This is a genomic window from Saccharothrix sp. CCNWYY140, from assembly GCF_037401995.1.
Classification (GTDB): Bacteria; Actinomycetota; Actinomycetes; order Mycobacteriales; family Pseudonocardiaceae; genus Actinosynnema.
This window is the reverse complement of the sequence record NZ_JBBEGC010000082.1, coordinates 13060-31684: the sequence shown is the minus strand read 5'-3', so window position 1 is coordinate 31684 and position 18625 is coordinate 13060. Positions and strand designations below refer to the sequence as shown.

18 protein-coding genes are annotated in these 18625 nt (G+C 72.8%); 9 read left to right on the top strand and 9 right to left on the bottom strand.

The window, feature by feature from the left end:
* The first annotated feature begins 156 nt into the window (after positions 1-156).
* Positions 157-1224, top strand: coding sequence for a hypothetical protein (locus tag WBN91_RS28185; RefSeq protein ID WP_337727158.1), 1068 nt, complete (start codon positions 157-159; stop codon positions 1222-1224).
* Here the strand turns inward: WBN91_RS28185 and WBN91_RS28180 are convergent.
* Complete coding sequence (locus WBN91_RS28180) at positions 1212-1760, bottom strand: YbaK/EbsC family protein (RefSeq protein WP_443217814.1); 549 nt, start codon at positions 1758-1760, stop codon at positions 1212-1214. The two genes, WBN91_RS28185 and WBN91_RS28180, sit on opposite strands and share 13 nt — an antisense overlap.
* A 136-nt stretch (positions 1761-1896) precedes the next feature.
* Here WBN91_RS28180 and WBN91_RS28175 point away from each other — a divergent pair, with 136 nt between their 5' ends.
* Positions 1897-2658: a MerR family transcriptional regulator gene (locus WBN91_RS28175; protein ID WP_337727156.1), complete on the top strand. Its 762-nt coding sequence runs from the start codon at positions 1897-1899 to the stop codon at positions 2656-2658.
* A gap of 78 nt (positions 2659-2736) precedes the next feature.
* Here the strand turns inward: WBN91_RS28175 and WBN91_RS28170 are convergent, their stop codons facing one another.
* From WBN91_RS28170 to WBN91_RS28150, 5 genes are all read right to left on the bottom strand, one after another.
* Positions 2737-3282 carry a type 1 glutamine amidotransferase domain-containing protein gene (locus tag WBN91_RS28170; RefSeq protein ID WP_337727155.1) on the bottom strand — a complete coding sequence of 182 codons (546 nt, stop codon included), beginning with the start codon at positions 3280-3282 and terminating at the stop codon, positions 2737-2739.
* 9 nt (positions 3283-3291) lie between these two features.
* A complete protein-coding gene (locus WBN91_RS28165; protein ID WP_337729412.1) occupies positions 3292-3951 on the bottom strand; it encodes an alpha/beta fold hydrolase in 660 nt (219 codons plus the stop codon).
* Positions 3948-4241, bottom strand: a complete 294-nt coding sequence (locus WBN91_RS28160; protein WP_443217815.1) for a DUF2516 family protein — start codon at positions 4239-4241, stop codon at positions 3948-3950. Before WBN91_RS28160 ends, WBN91_RS28165 begins: the two co-directional genes overlap by 4 nt.
* Positions 4242-4351: 110 nt before the next feature.
* Positions 4352-5014 (bottom strand): hypothetical protein, encoded by a 663-nt coding sequence (locus tag WBN91_RS28155; protein ID WP_337727152.1) that lies wholly within the window; start codon positions 5012-5014, stop codon positions 4352-4354.
* 9 nt (positions 5015-5023) lie between these two features.
* The gene (locus WBN91_RS28150) at positions 5024-5413 is read right to left on the bottom strand and encodes a helix-turn-helix domain-containing protein (RefSeq protein WP_337727151.1); all 390 of its coding nucleotides are present in this window, start codon (positions 5411-5413) and stop codon (positions 5024-5026) included.
* A 112-nt stretch (positions 5414-5525) separates the two neighbouring features.
* On the opposite strand from WBN91_RS28150, the gene WBN91_RS28145 reads away from it, so the two are divergent.
* Positions 5526-6650 (top strand): protein-L-isoaspartate(D-aspartate) O-methyltransferase, encoded by a 1125-nt coding sequence (locus tag WBN91_RS28145; protein WP_337727150.1) that lies wholly within the window; start codon positions 5526-5528, stop codon positions 6648-6650.
* Positions 6651-6947: 297 nt separating this feature from the next.
* On the opposite strand, the gene WBN91_RS28140 is transcribed toward WBN91_RS28145, so the two are convergent.
* A complete protein-coding gene (locus WBN91_RS28140) occupies positions 6948-7355 on the bottom strand; it encodes a TFIIB-type zinc ribbon-containing protein (RefSeq protein WP_337727149.1) in 408 nt (135 codons plus the stop codon).
* Between the two features lie 73 nt (positions 7356-7428).
* On the opposite strand from WBN91_RS28140, the gene WBN91_RS28135 reads away from it, so the two are divergent.
* Positions 7429-9345: an NACHT domain-containing protein gene (locus tag WBN91_RS28135; RefSeq protein ID WP_337727148.1), complete on the top strand. Its 1917-nt coding sequence runs from the start codon at positions 7429-7431 to the stop codon at positions 9343-9345.
* A 4-nt stretch (positions 9346-9349) separates the two neighbouring features.
* Here WBN91_RS28135 and WBN91_RS28130 read toward each other — a convergent pair whose 3' ends face one another.
* A complete protein-coding gene (locus WBN91_RS28130) occupies positions 9350-10522 on the bottom strand; it encodes a pyridoxal phosphate-dependent aminotransferase (RefSeq protein WP_337727147.1) in 1173 nt (390 codons plus the stop codon).
* 80 nt (positions 10523-10602) lie between these two features.
* Here WBN91_RS28130 and WBN91_RS28125 point away from each other — a divergent pair, with 80 nt between their 5' ends.
* Positions 10603-11808, top strand: a complete 1206-nt coding sequence (locus WBN91_RS28125) for a DUF445 domain-containing protein (protein WP_337727163.1) — start codon at positions 10603-10605, stop codon at positions 11806-11808.
* A gap of 199 nt (positions 11809-12007) precedes the next feature.
* Here WBN91_RS28125 and WBN91_RS28120 read toward each other — a convergent pair whose 3' ends face one another.
* A complete protein-coding gene (locus WBN91_RS28120; RefSeq protein ID WP_337727146.1) occupies positions 12008-12553 on the bottom strand; it encodes a CGNR zinc finger domain-containing protein in 546 nt (181 codons plus the stop codon).
* A 141-nt stretch (positions 12554-12694) separates the two neighbouring features.
* Here WBN91_RS28120 and WBN91_RS28115 point away from each other — a divergent pair, with 141 nt between their 5' ends.
* The 4 genes from WBN91_RS28115 (at position 12695) to WBN91_RS28100 (ending at position 18549) form a co-directional block, all read left to right on the top strand.
* Complete coding sequence (locus tag WBN91_RS28115; protein WP_337727145.1) at positions 12695-13216, top strand: PadR family transcriptional regulator; 522 nt, start codon at positions 12695-12697, stop codon at positions 13214-13216.
* Positions 13213-13890: an ABC transporter ATP-binding protein gene (locus WBN91_RS28110; RefSeq protein ID WP_337727144.1), complete on the top strand. Its 678-nt coding sequence runs from the start codon at positions 13213-13215 to the stop codon at positions 13888-13890. The genes WBN91_RS28115 and WBN91_RS28110 overlap by 4 nt, the downstream gene beginning before the upstream one ends.
* Entirely contained in the window at positions 13887-16205 is a 2319-nt protein-coding gene (locus tag WBN91_RS28105) for an FtsX-like permease family protein (RefSeq protein WP_337727143.1), read from the top strand. The genes WBN91_RS28110 and WBN91_RS28105 overlap by 4 nt, the downstream gene beginning before the upstream one ends.
* 154 nt (positions 16206-16359) lie before the next feature.
* Positions 16360-18549, top strand: a complete 2190-nt coding sequence (locus WBN91_RS28100; RefSeq protein ID WP_337727142.1) for an ABC transporter permease — start codon at positions 16360-16362, stop codon at positions 18547-18549.
* Positions 18550-18625: the final 76 nt, after the last annotated feature.

Genomic DNA, 18625 nt, shown 5'->3' with positions numbered 1-18625 from the left:
TGGTTGGCTCCGCCAGGCCATGCGGTGGGGGAACCGACGCCCTTCACCCCCCATCGGTGGTCTCCCTGCGCGCTTTTAATCTTGAGAGCGCGCCAGCGCGTCCGCTTGAGAGCGAAGCGTTGCTCTTGAAGCTCTTGAAAGACGTAGGCTGCGGCGGTGCGAACCGAGATCACCTCCGAGGAGCAGGTCCTGGCCGCCACCGACCTGCGCGGCGCGGTCCTCGTCGGCCTAGACCTCACACACATCGACCTGCGGGTCCCGTTGGACGGAGCGTTGTTCCTCGGCTGCACGTTGTCGCCCGCCACGCGACGGCGAGCGGACGCGGCAGGAGCCCTGGTATTCCCGGACATCCCCGATGTGCCGTACCAGGTCTACCGGTCGTCCCTCTACACGCCGGCCGAGCTGTTCGACGGTTTCACCCCGGACCGACCCGAGTCGTACGCCGACACCCCCGACGCCCGCATCTACCGGCACAGCAAGCAACAGGGCCACCACCCCGACCCGTTGCACGCCCTCGCCGAACGCCTCCACGACCACGCCATCACCGAGGCGTTGGCCGAGGTCCTCGACGGCGCCCCGGTCGCGGTGATGGGCGGGCACGCGTTGGGCCGCGACACCGCCGGGTACCGGCGGGCGGTCGAGCTCGGCGCGCGGCTGGGCGAGGCCGGGTTCACCGTGCTCACCGGCGGCGGTCCAGGCGCGATGGAGGCCGTGCCGCTCGGCGTCCGGGTCGGGGTGGACGACGGGGTCCTCAAGGAACTGTCCAGAGCGCCGAAGTTCGGCGGGGACGCCGAGTCGATCGGCCGGTGGATCGCCGCCTTTCCGGCCGATCTGCCGACGTTCGACCGGCCGCGCACGATCGGCATCCCGACCTGGTTCTACGGCCACGAGCCGCCGAACCCCGCGTGCGAGCTGCACGCCAAGTACTTCGCCAACTCGGTCCGCGAGGAAGGCCTGCTGACCGTCGCCACCGGCGGCATCGTCTACACGCCGGGCAGCGCCGGCACCGTGCAGGAGGTCTTCCAGGACTACACCCAGAACCACTACGGCTCGGTCGGCCCGCCCGCGCCGATGGTGTTCCTGGGCAAGGACTTCTGGGTGCACGAGGTCCCCGCCGCACCGCTCGTGCAGCGGCTCGCTTCCGGTCGGGAGGCCGAACGCTGGATCCTCGTCACCGACGACCTGGACGAAGCCGTGGAGTTCCTCCGCGGCTACCCGACCTGACGAGCCAGGTCCTCCAGCACCTCCGCACCGGGCAACTTCGCCAGGACCTCGCCGGGCACCAGGATCTTGCTCCCCCGAATGCCACTGCCCACCACCAACTCCGGCGCGGCGGCGACCTCGGGCGACAACAGGACCGGCCACTCAGCCGGGAGCCCGACAGGCGTGATGCCGCCGTACTCCATGCCGGTGAGGCGAACCGCGTCATCCATCGGCGCGAACGACGCCCGCCGCGCATCCAGCCGGCGCCGCACCACACCATTCACATCGGCGCGGGTAGTGGCGAGCACGACGCAGGCCGCATACCGAATGGTGTCGCCACGCTTGCCCGCCACGATCACGCAGTTCGCCGAGGCTTCCAGCGGCGAGCCGTAGTGGGCACAGAACTCGGCCGTGTCGGCCAGGGTCGGGTCGATCTCGCTCACGGCGAGCCGCCCGGCGTCGGGCAGTGACCGCAGCGCGGCGGCGACGGGCTCGGCAACCAGATCGAGCCGGTCGAGGACGGACACGGGCTTCAGGGTTCCGGCGATGGTCCACACACACTCCATCTTGCCCCTCCTCCGAGAAGCCCCGCTCCGCTCCCCGAGAAGCCCCGCTCCGCTCCCCGGCGAAGTCGCGTTGACATTGACGTTACGTCAACCTCTACCGTGGTCCAGGCAAGGGGAGGTGACGGGCATGGCCTGGTCGATCGCGCAGGTGGCGCGGATGTCGAAGGTGACGTCGCGGACGCTGCGGCACTACGACTCGATCGGGCTGCTCGAACCGGCGTGGATCGGCGGCAACGGCTACCGGTACTACGAGCGCGAGCAGCTGCTGCGGCTCCAGCAGATCCTGCTGCTGCGGGACCTGGGGCTGAACCTCGACACGGTCGCCGAGGTGCTGGACGGCCGGCACCGCACGGTGGACGTGCTGCGCAACCACCAGCAGTGGCTGCACGCCGAGCAGGAGCGGCTCGCGCGGTTGAGCGAGACCGTCGCCCGCACGATCGAGGAACTGGAGGGGGGTGAGTACACGATGAAGATGGAAGAGCTGTTCGAGGGCTTCGACGCCGACCGCCAGGCCCGCTACGAGGCGGAACTGGTCGAGCGGTTCGGCGAGGGCGCCCAGGAGCACATCGACGAGAGCAAGCGCCGGGCGCAGAGCTGGACCAAGGCCGACGCGGACGCGTTCATGGCGGAGTGGCAGGCCATCGCGAAGGCGTTCGGGGAGCTGTTCGACGCGGGCGCCGCGCCGGACGCGCCGGAGGTCCAGGAGGTGACCGACCGGCACTACCGGTGGATCCGCCTGAGCTGGACCCCGAACCGCGAGTCCTACACGGGGCTGGGCCAGTTGTACGTCGACGCGCCGGACTTCAAGGTCCAGTTCGACGCCCACGCCGAGGGGTTCGCCGAGTGGGTGCGCGACGCGATCGCCGCGTATGCGCAGACCCGGCTCTAAAAGAGGGACCGCCGCGGGGAGGTGCACATCCCCGCGCTGGGCTACTACCCACGCGCTACAACCCGAACGCGCAACGCGCTACAACCCGAACGCCTTCAAAGCCTCGCGGTTGAACGCGGGCAGGTCGTCCGGCTTGCGACTGGTCACCAGCGTCCACCCCTGCTCGGTGCTCACCCGGACCTCCTCGTCGACCCACTGCCCGCCGGCGTTGCGGATGTCGGTGGCCAGGCTGGGGAACGAGGTGAGTTCCTTGCCGCGCACCACGTCCGCCTCCACCAGCAGCCACGGCCCGTGGCAGATCGCCGCGACCGGCTTGCCCGCCGCGACGTGCGCCTGGACGAAGGCGACGGCGTCGCGGTCCAGCCTGAGGAAGTCGCTGTTGGCCACGCCGCCGGGGATGACGACGCCGTCGTAGTCGGCCGGGTCGGCGTGCGCGAACGGCACGTCCACGTCGAAGGTGTCGGCCGGGGTGAGGTGCTCGAACGCCTGGACCTGCCCGAGCTTCGGCGCGAGCAGCCTCGGGACCGCGCCCGCCTTCTCGACGTGGGCCCAGGGGTCGGTCAGCTCGACCTGCTCGATGCCCTCCGCGGCGACCAGGAATGCGATCTTCTTCTGTTCGGCCATGCCCTTCGGCTACCCGTGCAGGAAGTCGACCAACCACGTGCGGACGTCGGCGCGGTGCGTCAGCCACGACGGCACCAGTTCCAGTCGCCCGTTCGGGAACGCGGCGGCCGTCTCCTTCGCGATGTGCTCGGGGTGCAGCGGGTCTTCCGTCGCGCCCACGACCAACACGGGGATGTCGACGGCGTGCAGCGCGGACCGGTCCGGAACGGCGGTCTGCCCAGGCAGTTCGGCGAGAGCATCATCCAAGCGGGTGAACGCTTGCCGGCGTTCGGCCTGGTACTCGGGCGGTCCGCCGACAACGGTGATGGCGACCTCACGGGCCAGGAACGGCCTCGGCTCGTCCAACACGGCCGGCAGCAGCAGGGCAACCTTCTCGAAGGCGGCCTTCTCCTCGGCCAACAGCGCGATCAACGCCGCCGAGGTCAGGGACACGCCAATCGCTTGCGTAGCCCCGGTCTCCCGCGCGACGGCGCGCAGGTCGGCGGCGATGCGGCGGTAGTCCCAGTAGCCGGGCGGCGCGTCGGGCGCGTCGCCGTGCGAGGGCAGCGTGACCACGACCTTGGTGCCGCGCAGCCCGGACGTGGGCAGGCGCGCTTCACCCGGGGTGGCGCCGAGGCCGTGGCCGACGAGGGTGACAGGCGTGCCGGAACCGAAGGTCCGGTACGTCACCACCGCGGGCCGCGCTGGACCTCGATCAGGCGGGGCCGCACGTCCACCAGGTAGACGATCACCGCGACCAGGCCCGCGAGCCAGAACATCAGCCCGGGGCCGGCGAGGCTGAACAGCAGCAGGGCGAACGTGCCGCCGCCGGTGATGCCCAGCCACGCGGGTTTGGTGAGCCGTTCCGCCGCGGTGAAGGCCTCCGCCCGCTGCGACACGGCGTGCGCGAACGCGAAAACACCTGTGATCAGCCCGGCGTAGTACGCCAGGAACATGACCCAGACGTCGAGTAGCGACAGGTCGAGGGGCGGGATCGGGAACAACACGTCACCCAGGCTACGTGTTTCGCGGCGGTGGCGTACAGCCGAAACGGGGCATCCCCGTGCGGGACGCCCCGTGACCTCGGCACTTACTTGGTGGTGCCGCCCGGCTTCTTGGTCGTGGTGGTGCGCGGCGCGGCCGGCTTGCGGACCGGCGTGGTGCGCGCGGCGGACGTGCGGTTCGCGGCCTTGCGGGTGGTGCTGCGGACCTCGTGCGCCACGTCGCCGCCGACCTCGACGACGGTCTCGGCCAGCTTCTCGCTCGCCTCGTCCACGTCGTGGGCGACCTTCTCGCCGACCGAACGGGTGCGGCGGGTGACCTTGCCGAGCACGTCGTCGGCCAGCTCGCGGGCGTCGGCCGCCGCGGCGCCGGTGCGCTTCTGGGCGGTCTCGACGGCCTCTTCCACCTGGTGGATGGCCTTCTGCACCTGCGGCGCGGCCTTGATCTTGTCCAGCGCCTCCTGGCCGTGCTCGGCCAGGAACTGGTACAGGTTGAGCGCGGACTGGGTGTAGGCGTCGACGACCTTGCGCAGCTCGGCCGGGTCGAACTTCTCCTTCAGGCCGGTGAAGTCGGTGGACTCGGCGGCGTTCTTGCTCGCCTCGACCCGCTCCTTGGCCTTGTTCAGCGCCTCGATGACGGCCTTGGCGGCCAGGTCACCCGCGCCCAGGGCGGCCAGCAGCGGCGTCCGGGCGGCGGCGACGGCCTGCTCGCCGGCCTTGCGCAGTTCCTCGGTGGTGGGCAGGTTCGGCATGGAGATCACTCATTCCTCGGTGTGCTGGTCTGTGTTCTTCGCGGCGTTCTCCCGCCGGAACGACTCGTAGACGTCGAGCAGCACCTGCTTCTGCCGCTCGGTCAGGTCCGGGGCGGTGACGATGGCGTCGGCCAGTGCGCCGCCCGCGCGCTGTTCCAGGAACCCGGCCTCGACGTACAGCGCCTCCGCCGAGATCCGGAGCCCTTTCGCGATCTGCTGGAGGATCTCCGCGCTGGGCTTGCGCAGTCCCCGCTCGATCTGGCTGAGGTAAGGGTTGGACACCCCGGCGAGCTTCGCCAGTTGGCGCAGCGAGATCTTGGCGGTGCTGCGCTGCTGGCGGATGTACTCGCCGATGTCGCGACCCAGGTCGGCGACCGCCTTGTCGATGGACTTGTCCACGTCCCGGGGCACCTCCTCGTCCTGGAACCGACGGTACGCGCGAGTGCTAGCAGTTGCAAGCGCTCTGCTAGCAAACCGGACGTGGGCTCGCCCACAGCGCTACCGTGGGGCGGTGGACCCGGCGGTGGACCTCCGCGAGGAGCTGGTCGACTCGCTCGTGACCGCGGGCGTGCTCGCCGACCCGCGGTGGATCGAGGCGTTTCGCGAGGTACCGCGCCATGTCTTCCTGCCGGGGTTCTTCGCGCCCGGCCCCGGCGGCACGTGGCGCGCGCTGACCTCGCAGGCGGAAGACCACCTGGCGCTGGTCTACCGGAACCAGGTGTGCGTCACCCAGCTCGACGGGTCGGACGCGGCCTGGGAGCAAGCACTGGCGACCGGTCACGCCGTCAACGGGGTACCCACCAGCTCGTCGAGCATGCCGACGATCATGGCGATCATGCTGGAGGCCCTGGGCGTGCGGCCCGGGGACACCGTCCTGGAGATCGGGACCGGCACCGGCTACAACGCGGCCCTGCTCTGCCACGTGCTCGGGTCCGGGGCGGTGACCTCGGTGGACGTGGACGCCGGCGTGCTGGCGCGGGCCGTGGACCGGCTGGCGGAGGCCGGGTACCGGCCGTGGTGCGCCGAGGCGGACGGCGAGCTGGGGTTCCCGGCGCGGGCGCCGTACTCGCGGGTGCTGGGCACGTGCGCGGTGTCGCGGGTGCCGGTGGCGTGGCTGGACCAGGTCGAGCCGGGCGGGGTGATCGTGACGACGCTGAACCGGGCACTGGGCGCGGGCCTGGTGCGCCTGGTCGTGCGGGACGGCGTCGCGACCGGCCGGGTCCTGGTCGACGACGGCCGTTTCATGCCGCTGCGCGCGCACAACCCGGCCTGGGCCGAGGCGGCCCTGGACACGGCGGCCACCGCACCGGCCCTGACCTCCCGCACCACCCCGCTACCCGCGCGGGCGGTGGTCGACCCGGTGTCGAGCTTCGAGTTCTTCGCGGGCCTCGCCCTGCCCGACGTGGTGACCGCCGGCGGCCCGGTGCGCCTGGTCCACCCCGACGGCTCGTGGACCCGGTGCCGCGGCACGGTCGTCGACCAGGGCGGCCCACGCGAACTGTGGACCTTGGCCGAGGAGGCCTACCAGACCTGGCGCAACCTCGGCCGCCCACGCCGCCAGCACTTCACCTTCACGGCAAGCCGCGACACGCAGTACTTCGCCCTCGACGGCTCCACCCTGACCTGGCCCATCTGACCCGGCCCACCCGCCCGGCCGCCCGGCCGCCCGGTCCGAGAGCAGGGCAGCCGAACTCCGGGAGCGGACCGCCGGACTCCGCGAACCGGCAGCCGGAACCCGCGAGCGGACCGCTGGAATCCGCGAGCCGGCAGCCGGAACCGGCGAGCCGGCAGCCGGAACCCGCGAGCCGGCAGCCGGGACCCGCGAGCCGGCAGCCGGACCGGCGAGCTGGTCGCAGGAATCCGCGAGCGGACCGCGGGGAATTGTCGGTACCCCGTGGGACGATCGAGACGGGGGCCGGAGGCCGCGGGTGGCTCAGTCGAGCAGCTCCTCCAGGAAGCTGCGCCGGCGGTGCGGGCGCTGCTGCGGGTGCTGCCGGTAGTCCTGGTAACCGCCGGGGTGCACGGGCGGCGGCGGACCGGGCACCGTGCCAGGAGGCGGCTGGTAGGCGGGCGGCGTACCGGGCTGGGCGGGTGGCGGCTGGTAGGCCGGTACCCCGGGGTTCGGCGGGTAGCCGGGCGAGCCGGGGTTGGCCGGATAGGCCGGCACGCTCGGGTCCGCCGGGTAAGCGGGTGGCTGCGCGTAGTGGGCCTGCTCGGCGGCGATGATCTGTTCCAGCTCACCGCCGTCGAGGAACACGCCCTTGCAGTTGCCGCACTGGTCGATGTGCACGGACCCGTGCGAGATGGTCCGCATCGTCTCTTGGCACTTGGGGCAGATCACATACCCGAGCGTACGCACGACACGGGGGTGACCGCGTCACCACCAGCGGTGACGGGTGGGACATGATGCCCTCGTGTCCAGATTCCGCCAACGCGCCGTGCTCGTGGGGTGTGTCCTGGCCGCCCTGCTCGCGGCGGCCGGGTTGTTCGTCACCGACTACGGCATCGACCCCGACCTGTGGCTGTCCGGGCTGGCGGTCGGGTTCCTCGCGTTCCTGGCCGTGTTCGACCCGTGGCTGCACCGGCGGCGGGCGGCGGGGCTCGCGACCGACGAGAACCTCGACGCGGCCGTCCGGGCGCTGGCGAAGGCGCTGCACGCCCAGTGGACCGAGGAGGCGAAGGCCCGCGGTCTCGACGAGGACCTGCTCGACCTGCACTGGAGTTCCGCGCACGGGCGGCCGGGGCGCAGCGACGCCGTGGTGGGCGCGTTCGAGCGCGAGAAGCGGATGGTGTTCCTCGGCGAGCCCGGGTCCGGCAAGAGCACCGTGGCGATGCTGCTGACCATCGGGCTGCTCGACCGCCACGTCGACGGGCCGGTGCCCGTGCTGCTGCCGCTGTCGACCTGGGACCCGGACGCCGAGGACGTGCGGACGTGGATGACCCACCGGCTCTACGAGGACCACCCGGCCCTGCGCAACACCGAGTTGTACGGCAGCTACGCAGCCGACCTGCTGATCGAGCAGCGGCGGGTGTTCCCGGTGCTGGACGGGCTGGACCGCATCCCGCGCGCCAAGCGGGCGGACGCGCTGGAGCGGATCAACCGGGCGTTCCCCCGGTCCTCGCCGCTGGTGCTGACCAGCCGGTACGACGAGTTCGCCGAGATCGGCGTGCCGGTGCCCGCGGCGGACGTGGTGGAGCTGCAACCGCTGGACCACGAGGAGATCGCGGGCTACCTGCGTGCGCACGCCGACCCGCTGACCGCGGCCCGGTGGGAGCCGATCTTCCTGCACCTGCGCGACGAGCCGGACGGCCGCCTGGCCGACGCCCTGTCCACGCCGCTCTCGGTGTGGCTCGCGGGGGTCGTCTACGCGCACGGCGAACCCAGCGAACTGCTGGACCGCGGTGCCTTCCCGGACCGCCGGTCGATCGAGGACCACCTGGTGGACGCACTGGTCGACGGCGCGTTCGGCGACCGGGGCGCGGCGCACCAGGCGCGGGCGAGCCAGGTGTGGCCGCGGGACAAGGCGCGGCGCTGGCTGGCGTTCCTCGGGCGGGCGGCGGGCATGGAGGACATCGCCTGGTGGCGGGTGCGCCGGTCGGTGCACGGGACGTGGCTGGCCCTGCTGGGCGCGCTGGCGCTGGGGACCATCGGCGGCGTCGGCGTGGCGTGGCTGATGGCCTACGCGAGTTCGCCGAAGTTCGCACCGTGGACGGGCCTGGCCGCCGGCCTGGTCGTGGCCGCCGCCGCCCTGCACGCCTCCGGCACCCGCGAACCCAAGCCGCGCCTGGGGGTGTGGCGGAGCCTGGTCGTGGTCAGCGGCGTGGCGGGCACGGCCCTGGGGCTGGCGTTCGGCGCGCTGTACGGGGTGTCGGCGGGTCTCGTGGTCGGGCTCGGGCTGGCCGTGGCGGTGGCGCTGCGCTTCGCGTTGGCGGACAGCGCGGAGCTGACCCACCCGTCGAGTCCGAAGTGGACGATGGCGCGGGACCGGATCGCCGTGTGGACGGGTTCGCTGGTGCTCTCGGTGGTGTTCGGCGCGGCGGCGGGCTTGGTGTTCGGGCCGCGGCAGACGGGCATGGTCGGGTTGGGCCTGGCCAGCGGCCTGATGCTGGGCTTCACGCTGTCCGTGCTGCACCTGCGGTGGTGGTGGTTCACGGTGGCCCGGATCTGGCTGGCGGTGCGCGGCAAGCTGCCGTGGGAGCTGATGGTCTTCCTGGAGGACGCGCGCAAGCTCGGCGTCCTGCGCCAGGCCGGCGCCTGCTACCAGTTCCGCCACGCGCTGGTGCAGGAGCGGCTCGCCGGCTCCCGGACCGAGGTGCCGTCGGACGCCTAGCCGGTCAGGCGGTGAGCTTGTGCAGGCGGCGGATCGCCTCGTCCAGGACCTCGTCCTTCTTGCAGAACGCGAACCGCACCAGGTGCTGCCACTGCTCGGGGTGGTCGGTGAAGACCTGGACCGGGACCGCCGCCACGCCGATCCGCTCCGGCAGGGCGTGGCACAGTTCCAGGCCGTCGGTGAAGCCGAGCGGGCGGACGTCGGCGGTGATGAAGTAGGTGCCTTCGGAGGGCCGTACCGCGAAGCCCGCTTCCGCCAGGCCCTCGGCCAGGCGGGAGCGCTTGTTCTGCAAGGACGTCCGCAGCCCTTCGACCCACTCCAGCTCGTGGCGCAGCGCGTGGGCCACGGCCGGCTGGAACGGGGCGCCGCCGACGAACGTGAGGAACTGCTTGGCCGCCCGCACCGCCCCGACCAGCTCGGCGGGCGCGCACACCCAGCCGATCTTCCAGCCCGTGCAGTTGAACGACTTGCCCGCCGACGAGATCGCGATCGTGCGCGACGCCATGCCGGGCAGGGACGCCAGCGGCACGTGCTCGACGTCGTCGAAGACGAGGTGCTCGTACACCTCGTCGGTGATGGCGATCAGGTCGTGCTCGACGCACAGGCGGGCGATCTCGGCCAGCTCGTCCCGGTTGAGCACGGTGCCGGTCGGGTTGTGCGGGGTGTTGACCAGCAGCACTCGGGTCTTGGGGCCGATCGCCGCGCGCAGGCCCTCCACGTCCAGGCCCAGGCGGCCGGTGCCGGGCTCCTCGACCAGGCCGACCGACCGGCGGGTCCCGCCCGCGAGCGCCACGCACGCCGCGTAGGAGTCGTAGTACGGCTCGATCAGCACGACCTCGTCACCCGGCTCGACCAGCGCCAACAGCGACGCGGCGATCGCCTCGGTGGCGCCCACGGTGACCAGCACCTCGGTGTCGGGGTCGTACTGCGTGCCGTAGCGGGCGCGGTGCTCGACGATGGCCTGCCGCAGCACGGGCATGCCGGGGCCGGGCGGGTACTGGTTGAGCCCGCCGTCGATCGAGTCCTTCGCGACGGCCAGCATCCCGGCCGGGCCGTCGGTGTCCGGGAAGCCCTGCCCGAGGTTCACCGCCCCGGTGCGGACCGCCAACGCGGTCATCTCCGCGAAGATCGTCGAGGTGAACGGCCGCATCCTGGTCACTAGCGCTGGTTCCCGCACAAGCCCGAATCTTCACGGACAATGGCGTCGTGGAGCAACTGACGGCCGCTGACCAGCTCAAGCGCACGGGCCTGCGCCGGATGAAGCTCGTCGCCACGGGCTTCTTCCTCGCGGCGACGGCGATCTTCCTGGTGGCGCTGGTGTTCGAGGACGGCGGACCGGCGTGGATCGGGTACGTGCGCGCGGCGGCCGAGGCGGGCATGGTGGGCGCCCTGGCCGACTGGTTCGCCGTGACCGCGCTGTTCCGGCGGCCCCTGGGCCTGCCCATCCCGCACACGGCGATCATCCCGACGAGGAAGAACACCTTCGGCGACGCGCTCGGGTCGTTCGTCGGGACGAACTTCCTGGCCGAGGACGTGGTGAAGGACAAGCTGCGCCGGGTGGGCGTGGCGCGGCGGGTCGGCGCGTGGGTGTCGGTGCCCGACAACGCCGAGCGGGTGACGTCCGAACTGGCCAACGTCATCAAGGGCGCGGTCACGGTGCTGCGGGACGATGACGTGCAGGCGATCGTGGAGCAGGCCGTGGTCCGCCGGTTGACCGACCAGCCGTGGGGTCCGCCGCTGGGCAAGCTGCTCGGGCAGGTGCTGACGGACGGGGCGCACCACAAGCTGGTGGACCTGGTCTGCGACCGGGCCTACGACTGGGTGCGGGACAACTACGACCGCGTCATGACGGTCGTGTCGGACCGCGCGCCGACGTGGTCGCCGAAGTTCGTGGACTCCCTGCTGGCCGACAAGGTGTACTCCGAGCTGCTGAACTTCGCGTGGGCGGTGAAAACGGACGTCAACCACCCGATGCGGCAGGCGGTGGACCACTTCCTGATCGAGTTCGCGGCGGACCTCCAGCACGACCCGGCCACCATGCAGCGGGCGGAGAACGTGAAGCAGCAGGTGATCGACCACCCGGACGTGCAACGCCTGATCGGGTCAGCCTGGGGCACGGCGAAGGGCATGCTGCTGACGGCGGCCGAGGACCCGTCGTCCGAGCTGCGCAAGCGCGTGAAGGAAGGGCTGATGTCCTTCGGGCGGCGGCTGGTCGAGGACGACTCGATGCGCGCCAAGGTCGACGGCTGGCTGGAGGGCGCGGCGGGGCACGTGGTGTCGAACTACCGGCACGAGATCACGACGCTGATCACGGACACGGTGGAGCGGTGGGACGCCGAGGAGACCTCGCGGAAGATCGAGTTGCAGGTCGGGCGGGACCTGCAATTCATCCGGATCAACGGCACGGTGGTGGGCGCGCTGGCCGGCTTGGTGATCTACACGGTGAGCCAGCTCGTGGTGTGACGCGGACGCGGGACGGGGTGATCGGCGCATGCCGAACCCGCGCGGCACCCCGACCCCAGCCGCAGCACCGACCCAGCCACCAGCCCGGCCGCAACCGCAGCACGAACCGCGACCGTCGGCCCGGCCGCATCTCGCCTCGGCCGCAGCACCGACCCCGTCCGCCGGGCAGCAACCGGCCTCGGCTCAACCCCGGCCCGGCCTACGAAACGCTCAGCGCTCGCCGTTCCCGCCAGTTGCGCGCCTTCTCGCGGTTGCCGCAGACCTGCATCGAGCACCACATCCGCGAGCGGTTGCGTGAACGGTCGAAGAAGGCCCACAGGCAGCCGTCCGCCTGGCAGATCTTGAACCGTTCCCACGACCCGAGCACCGCCAGCCGTGCCGCCGCGCCCAGGACCGCGCCCAAGGCGTCCTCGCTGGACATCATCGGCACGCCGTGGCTGAGGTCGACCCGGATCAGGCCCGCCGCCGGGGTGGGGTCGGGGCCGTCGAGGCGTTCGGACCGCTCGCCCAGGGAGGCGCGCAGCGACGTGCGGACGGCTCGGGCCTGCGCCAGGTCGCCCGTGTCGCCGAGGCCGCGTTCGGCGACCCAGGTGCGCCAGGCCGCCGCGTCGTCGAGGACGTCCGTGCCCAGTTCGACGTCTCGGGTGTTGAGGAAAGCGAGCAGCAGCTCCACATCGTGTTCCGCATCGCCGGCTCGACCCTGCGCGAGAGCCGCGTGGTCCCAGCCGGCCGCCAGACCAGTCACCCCTCCACTGTAGGCGTCGACGGGTCCCGATGTGGCGAAGTAACCGTCAACTCATTGTCACCGGTTAGCCGTTTTGCCCGATCGGGCGACCACCGATCAGGCTATGAACCCGGTGTATACACCGTGTGTATAGTGGCCGGCATGTCGATCGGACACACCCTGCTGGGCCTGCTGGAAAAAGGTCCACGGCACGGTTACGACCTCAAGAAGGCCTACGACGAGCGCTTCGGACAGGACCGGCCGCTGCACTACGGGCAGGTCTACACGACCCTGTCCCGGCTGCTGCGCAACGGACTGGTCGAGGAGGCCGGGGTGGAGGCCGGTGACGGTCCGGAGCGCAAGCGGTACGCCATCACCGACGCGGGGGTCACCGACGTCGAGCACTGGCTGACCACGCCCGAGAAGCCCGAGCCCTACCTCCAGAACACCCTGTACACCAAGGTCGTGCTCGCCCTGCTGTCCGGTCGCAGCGCCGACGACGTGCTGGACGTCCAGCGGTCCGCGCACCTGCGCACCATGCGGGAGCTGACCCGGCGCAAGGGCGACGGCGACCTGGCCGACCAGCTCATCTGCGACCACGCGCTGTTCCACCTGGAGGCCGACCTGCGGTGGCTGGAGCTGACCGCCGCGCGCCTGGGCAAGCTGTCGGAGGTGGTCCGGTGAGCGCGTTGCTGGAGGCCGTGGGCCTGCGCAAGTCCTTCGGGCCCACGCCCGCGCTGGACGGGGCCGGGCTGAGCGTCCACCCGGGCGAGGTGGTGGCCGTGATGGGTCCGTCCGGGTCGGGCAAGTCCACGCTGCTGCACTGCCTGGCGGGCATCCTCACGCCGGACGCGGGCGTGGTGCGGTACCGGGACGTCGAGCTGAGCGCGATGGCCGACGGCGAGCGCAGCGAGTTGCGGCGCACCGACTTCGGGTTCGTGTTCCAGTTCGGCCAGCTGGTGCCGGAGCTGAGCTGCCTGGAGAACGTGGCGCTGCCGCTGCGGCTGGGCGGGGTGAAGCGCAAGGAGGCCGAGTCGCGGGCGCGGTCCTGGTTGGAGCGGCTGGAGGTGTCCGACGTGGCCGACAAGCGGCCCGGCGAGACCTCCGGCGGGCAGGGGCAGCGGGTGGCCGTGGCGCGGGCGCTGGTCACCGGGCCGCGGGTGGTGTTCGCCGACGAGCCGACCGGCGCGCTGGACTCGTTGAACGGCGAGCGCGTGATGCAGCTGCTCACGGCCGCGGCGAAGGAGACCGACGCGGCGGTCGTGCTGGTCACGCACGAGGCCCGGGTCGCCGCCTACTCCGACCGCGAGGTCGTGGTGCGCGACGGCCGGTCGCGGGAAGTCGAGCCGGTCCGATGACGGTGGTGCGGCAGTGGGCGTCGGACCTGCTGCTGGGCGTCCGGCTGGCGATGGGCGGCGGGCGCACGTCGTGGGTGCGGCTGGCCCTGACCGGCGCGGGGATCGGCATCGGGGTCGCGGTGCTGCTCGCCGCGTCGTCCGTGCCGACCATGCTCCAGGCGCGCGGGGAGCGCGGCGCGGCCGGGTCGGCCGTGCTGGGCGAGGCCGAGCCGGGCAAGGACGTCCTGCACGATCGGCGCTGGTCGACCGAGTTCCGCGGCAAGGGGATCGGCGGCCGGTTCGTGTCGGCCACCGGGCCGAACGCGCCGGTGCCGCCGGGCCTGTCGAGGGTGCCCGGCGACGGCGAGGTCTTCGTGTCCCCCGCCCTGGCACGGCTGCTGGACTCGCCCGAGGGCGAGCTGCTGCGCGAGCGGTTCCCGCAGCGGCGGGCCGGGTTGATCGGGTTGGCGGGCCTGAACGCGCCGCACGACCTGGCGTTCGTCGCGGGCGACGACTCCGTGCGGCAGGCGCCGGGGGATCCCATCGTCGCTTTCGGGGGCGTGGAGCGGGAACGGGAGCTGGACCCGATCCTGTCGCTGCTGATCATGATCGGCGTGGTGGCGCTGCTGTTCCCGGTCCTGGTGTTCGTCGGGATCAGCACCCGGCTCGCGGGCGCCGAGCGGGACCGCAGGCTGGCCGCGCTGCGGCTGGTGGGCGCGGGGGCGCGGCGGGTGCGGCGGATCGCGGCCGGGGAGGCGCTGCTGGGCGCGTTCACCGGGCTCGTGGTCGGCACGGCGCTGTTCCTGGTCAGCCGGCTGTTCGTGGAGGACGTGCAGCTCGTCGGCATCAGCGTGTTCGTCGGCGACGTCATGCCGGCCCCGGCGCTCGCCGTGCTGATCGCGGTGCTGGTGCCGGTGCTGGCGGTGGTCACGTCGATGATCGCCATGCGGCGCACGGTGATCGAGCCGCTGGGCGTGGTGCGCCGGGCCAAGCCGGTGCGGCGGGTGCTGTGGTGGCGGACGATCCCGGTCGTCGTCGGCGCGGTGGCGCTGCTCACCCAGGCCGGGGCGTTGAGCGGCCCGGACGCGCAGACGAACACGACCATCGTGGTCGGCGGCATCCTGTTGCTGCTGCTGGGCATCCCGTTGCTGCTGCCGTGGGTGGTGGAACGCGCGGTCGGCCGGTTGCGCGGCGGCACGCCGTCGTGGCAGCTCGCGATCCGCAGGCTCCAGCTGGAAAGCGGCACGGCGGCGCGGGTGGTCGGCGGTGTGGCGGTGGTGCTCGCGGGCGGGATCGCGTTGCAGTCCGTGCTGGCCAGTGCCGAGAGCCAGATCGTGGACACGCCGATCTCCGAGGGCGACCGCGCCCGGCTCGTGGTGAGCCTCGACCGGTCCCCGCCAGAGGTCGCCGCGAGTGTCACGGGGCTGATCGAACGGTCCGCGGGCGTCGAGCGCGTGCACCAGCTGTGGCGGTTGCGGTACCAGATCGGCGAGGACGACTACCGGGAAGCGCTCGTCGCCTCCTGCGCGGCGCTGGCCACGCAGGCGAGCCTGCCTAGCTGCGAGGACGGTGACGCGTTCTACTCGATCACCGACGAGCGCCACGACATCCCGGCCGCGGACCAAGAGGCGCCCGGCACCCTCGTCACCCTCAGCGAGGGGTACGGCGACGACAAGCGCGTCGGTCCACAGTGGACGATCCCGACGTACACCCGGGTCGGCCCGCCCGCCGGGGAGACCGACGGGGCCGTGCCGGGCCTGATGCTGACGCCGGGCGCGCTCAAGGGCGTCGACTTCCCGCTGTCCCAGCTGACCGTCTTGGTGAAGGTCGACCCGAACCAGCCGGACATCGTCGAACACGTGCGCAACGCCGTCGGCCCGCTCACCTGGCGGACCTACGCCTACTACTTCGGCACCTCCCACGTCACCGAACGCATCGAGCAGTTCCAGAGCATCCGCCAGGGCCTGCTCGCGGGTTCGCTGGTGACGCTGCTGCTGGCCGGCGCGAGCCTGCTCGTCCTGGCGCTGGAGCAGGTCCGGGAACGCCGCCGCCCGCTGGCGGTCCTGGCGGCGAGCGGTGTGCCGAGGGCGGCGCTGGGCCGGTCGCTGCTGTGGCAGAACGCGGTGCCGCTGGTCCTGGCCCTGGTGGTGTCGGTCGCGATCGGCTGCGGCCTGGCGGTGCTGCTGCTGCGCATCGTGTCCCAGCCGATCGTGCTGGACTGGCCGGGGATCGGGCTGCTGAGCGCCGCCGCCGCGGTCCTGGTCGCCGTGGTGACCGCGCTGACCCTGCCGTCGCTGCGCCGGGCCACCGGGGCGCTGGGCCTGCGCGCGGAATGAGGCCACCCCGTACCGGGTGCCGCCGCCCCTCTCCTCCGGGCGGCGGCACCCACCCACCGGGCCACCGAAACGGCCCCCGATGCGTCTACTCCCATGTGGGGGACGAGTGGCGCTTGCGTGGGCTGACGGGAGTCGACCGTTCGGGGCGACTGCCGTGAGGTGGGTCGCCGACCTGGTCCTCGGGGTCCGACTGGCTGTCGGGGGCAGCCGGACCTCGTGGGCCAGGTTGGCGCTCACCGCCGCCGGTGTCGGGCTGGGCGTGGTCGTGCTGCTGCTCGCGGCCTCGGTCGGCCCGGCCCGGGAGGCCAAGTCCGAGCGGGTGCGGGCGGCGGACCCGGTCGCCGCCGGGGACGACGCCCCGCTGCGGGCGCGGGACGTCGTCGTGTCGTGGCAGGGCCGGCGGATCGTCGGCGTCGAACTGGCCGCCACCCGGGCCGACGCGCCCACGCCGCCCGGCGTCGGCCGGTTGCCGCAACCCGGCGAGGTCGTGGTGTCGCCGGAACTGCTGGACCTCATCCGGACCGACGACTCGGTGCGGGCGCGCTTCCCCGAACGGGTGATCGGCGTGATCGCCGACGCGGGTCTGCCGCGCCCGAAGTCGCTGCTGTTCTACGCGGGCCTGGCGCACGCCGAGGGCGCCGCGCCCGTCGCCGGGTTCGGCGGCGACCAGCCGAAAGCCACCCTCCTGCCCGCCTACCGCCTGCTCGTGCTCGGGGCGATCGGGGCGCTGCTGGTCCCGTTGAGCATCTTCGTGCTGGTCGCCACCCGCCTGGGCGCGACCGGGCGCGACCGGCGGCTGGCCGCGATCCGGCTGGTCGGCGCGAGTCGGGCGCAGGTCCGGCGCATCGCCGGCGGCGAGACGCTGACCGGGGCCGTGCTCGGGCTGCTGGTCGGGGTGGCGCTGTTCTTCGCCGCCCGGCCGCTGGCCCGGTTCATCGAGGTCGAGGGGGTCGGGTTCTTCCCCACCGACCTGCTGCCCGACCCCGTGCTCGGGGCGCTCATCGCGGTCGGGGTGCCGGTGGTCGCGGTGGTGTCGGCGCTGGTCGCGCTGCGGACGGTGGACATCGGGCCGCTGGGCCTGCACCGGGCCGCGCACACGCCCGCCCGCCGCGCCTGGTGGCGGTTCGCGCTGCTGGGTGCGGGCGCGGCGGTGCTCGTGGTGGTGGCGGCGGTCGGGTCGTTCGACGAGGTCCTGGCCGACTCGGCGACGGCGGTCGGCCTGGGCGCGGGCCTCGTGCTGGTCCTCGCGGGCACCGGGGCGGTGCTGCCGTGGCTGGTCGACCGGGTCGCGCACCGCCTGCACCCGGAGGCCGTCGCGCCGATGCTGGCCGTGCGCGGCCTGCGGTTCGACGCGGGCACACCGCGCGTGCTGGCCGGGGTCGTCGTGGTGCTCACCGGGTCGCTGACGCTCCAGGTGCTGCTCGGCGTCGCCGCGCAGGTCACCGCCGCCGTCGAACTGGAGTCCCGCGCCGAACCCGACCGGTGGGTCCTCGACCTCGCCGAGCACACCCCGGTCCGGTCGCTGGAGGAGGCGATCGCGCTGGTCGGCGGCGTGCGGCGGGTCAGCGAGGTGCGCACCCTCGCGCCGCGCGGCGAGCTGACCGTGCAGGTGATCAGCACCGACTGCGCCGAACTCGCCGAACGCCTCGACGTCACCAATTGCACCCCTGGGGCCGCCTACCGCACGGCCGGCACCACGGGCGTTCCCGCGCCCGGCACGCGCCTGGCGATCGGCGAGCGCACGTGGATCGTCCCGCCGCACCGCGAGGTGCCCGGCACGGCACGGGGGTTGTTCGTCGCGAGCGGCGCGGACCCGGTGCTGGACGCCGTGCCGCCCGGCGAACTGGTCGTGGTCGGGCCGCCGGACCGGGCGTTCGGGGACAGCCTGCTCGCCGCGACCGGCCGCGTGGACCGGGCGGTGGTCCTGGCGACGGCGCGGGTGGGCCAGGTGGAGCTGTTCACGTCGTTGCGCAGCGGCGTGATCGGCGGCTCGGTGCTGCTCGTCCTGCTGGCCGTGGTCGGCCTGGCGGCGGCGGCCGTCGACCAGGTGTGGGAACGCCGCCGGCACACCGCGGTCCTCGCCGCGAACGGCGTCCCGCAGCGGACGCTGGCCGCCGCCGTCCTGTGGCAGTCGGCGATCCCGACCGCGCTGGGCATCGCCCTGGCGCTGCCGGTCGGGTTGGGCGCGGCGTGGCTGGTCGTGCCCACGGCGTTGTTCTGCATCGACTGGGTCGAGCTGGCGACCACCGTCGGCAGCGCGGCGGCGGTCGTGCTGGTCGTGTCGCTCTGCGCGCTGCCGGCCCTGCGCCACGCGATCCGCCCGGCGAGCCTCAGGACGGAGTGAAAGCGCACGTAGACGCCGGGAAGAGCCGGTCCGTTCCAAGATCCACACCATTGTGCGGCACCCGGTATCCCGGCGC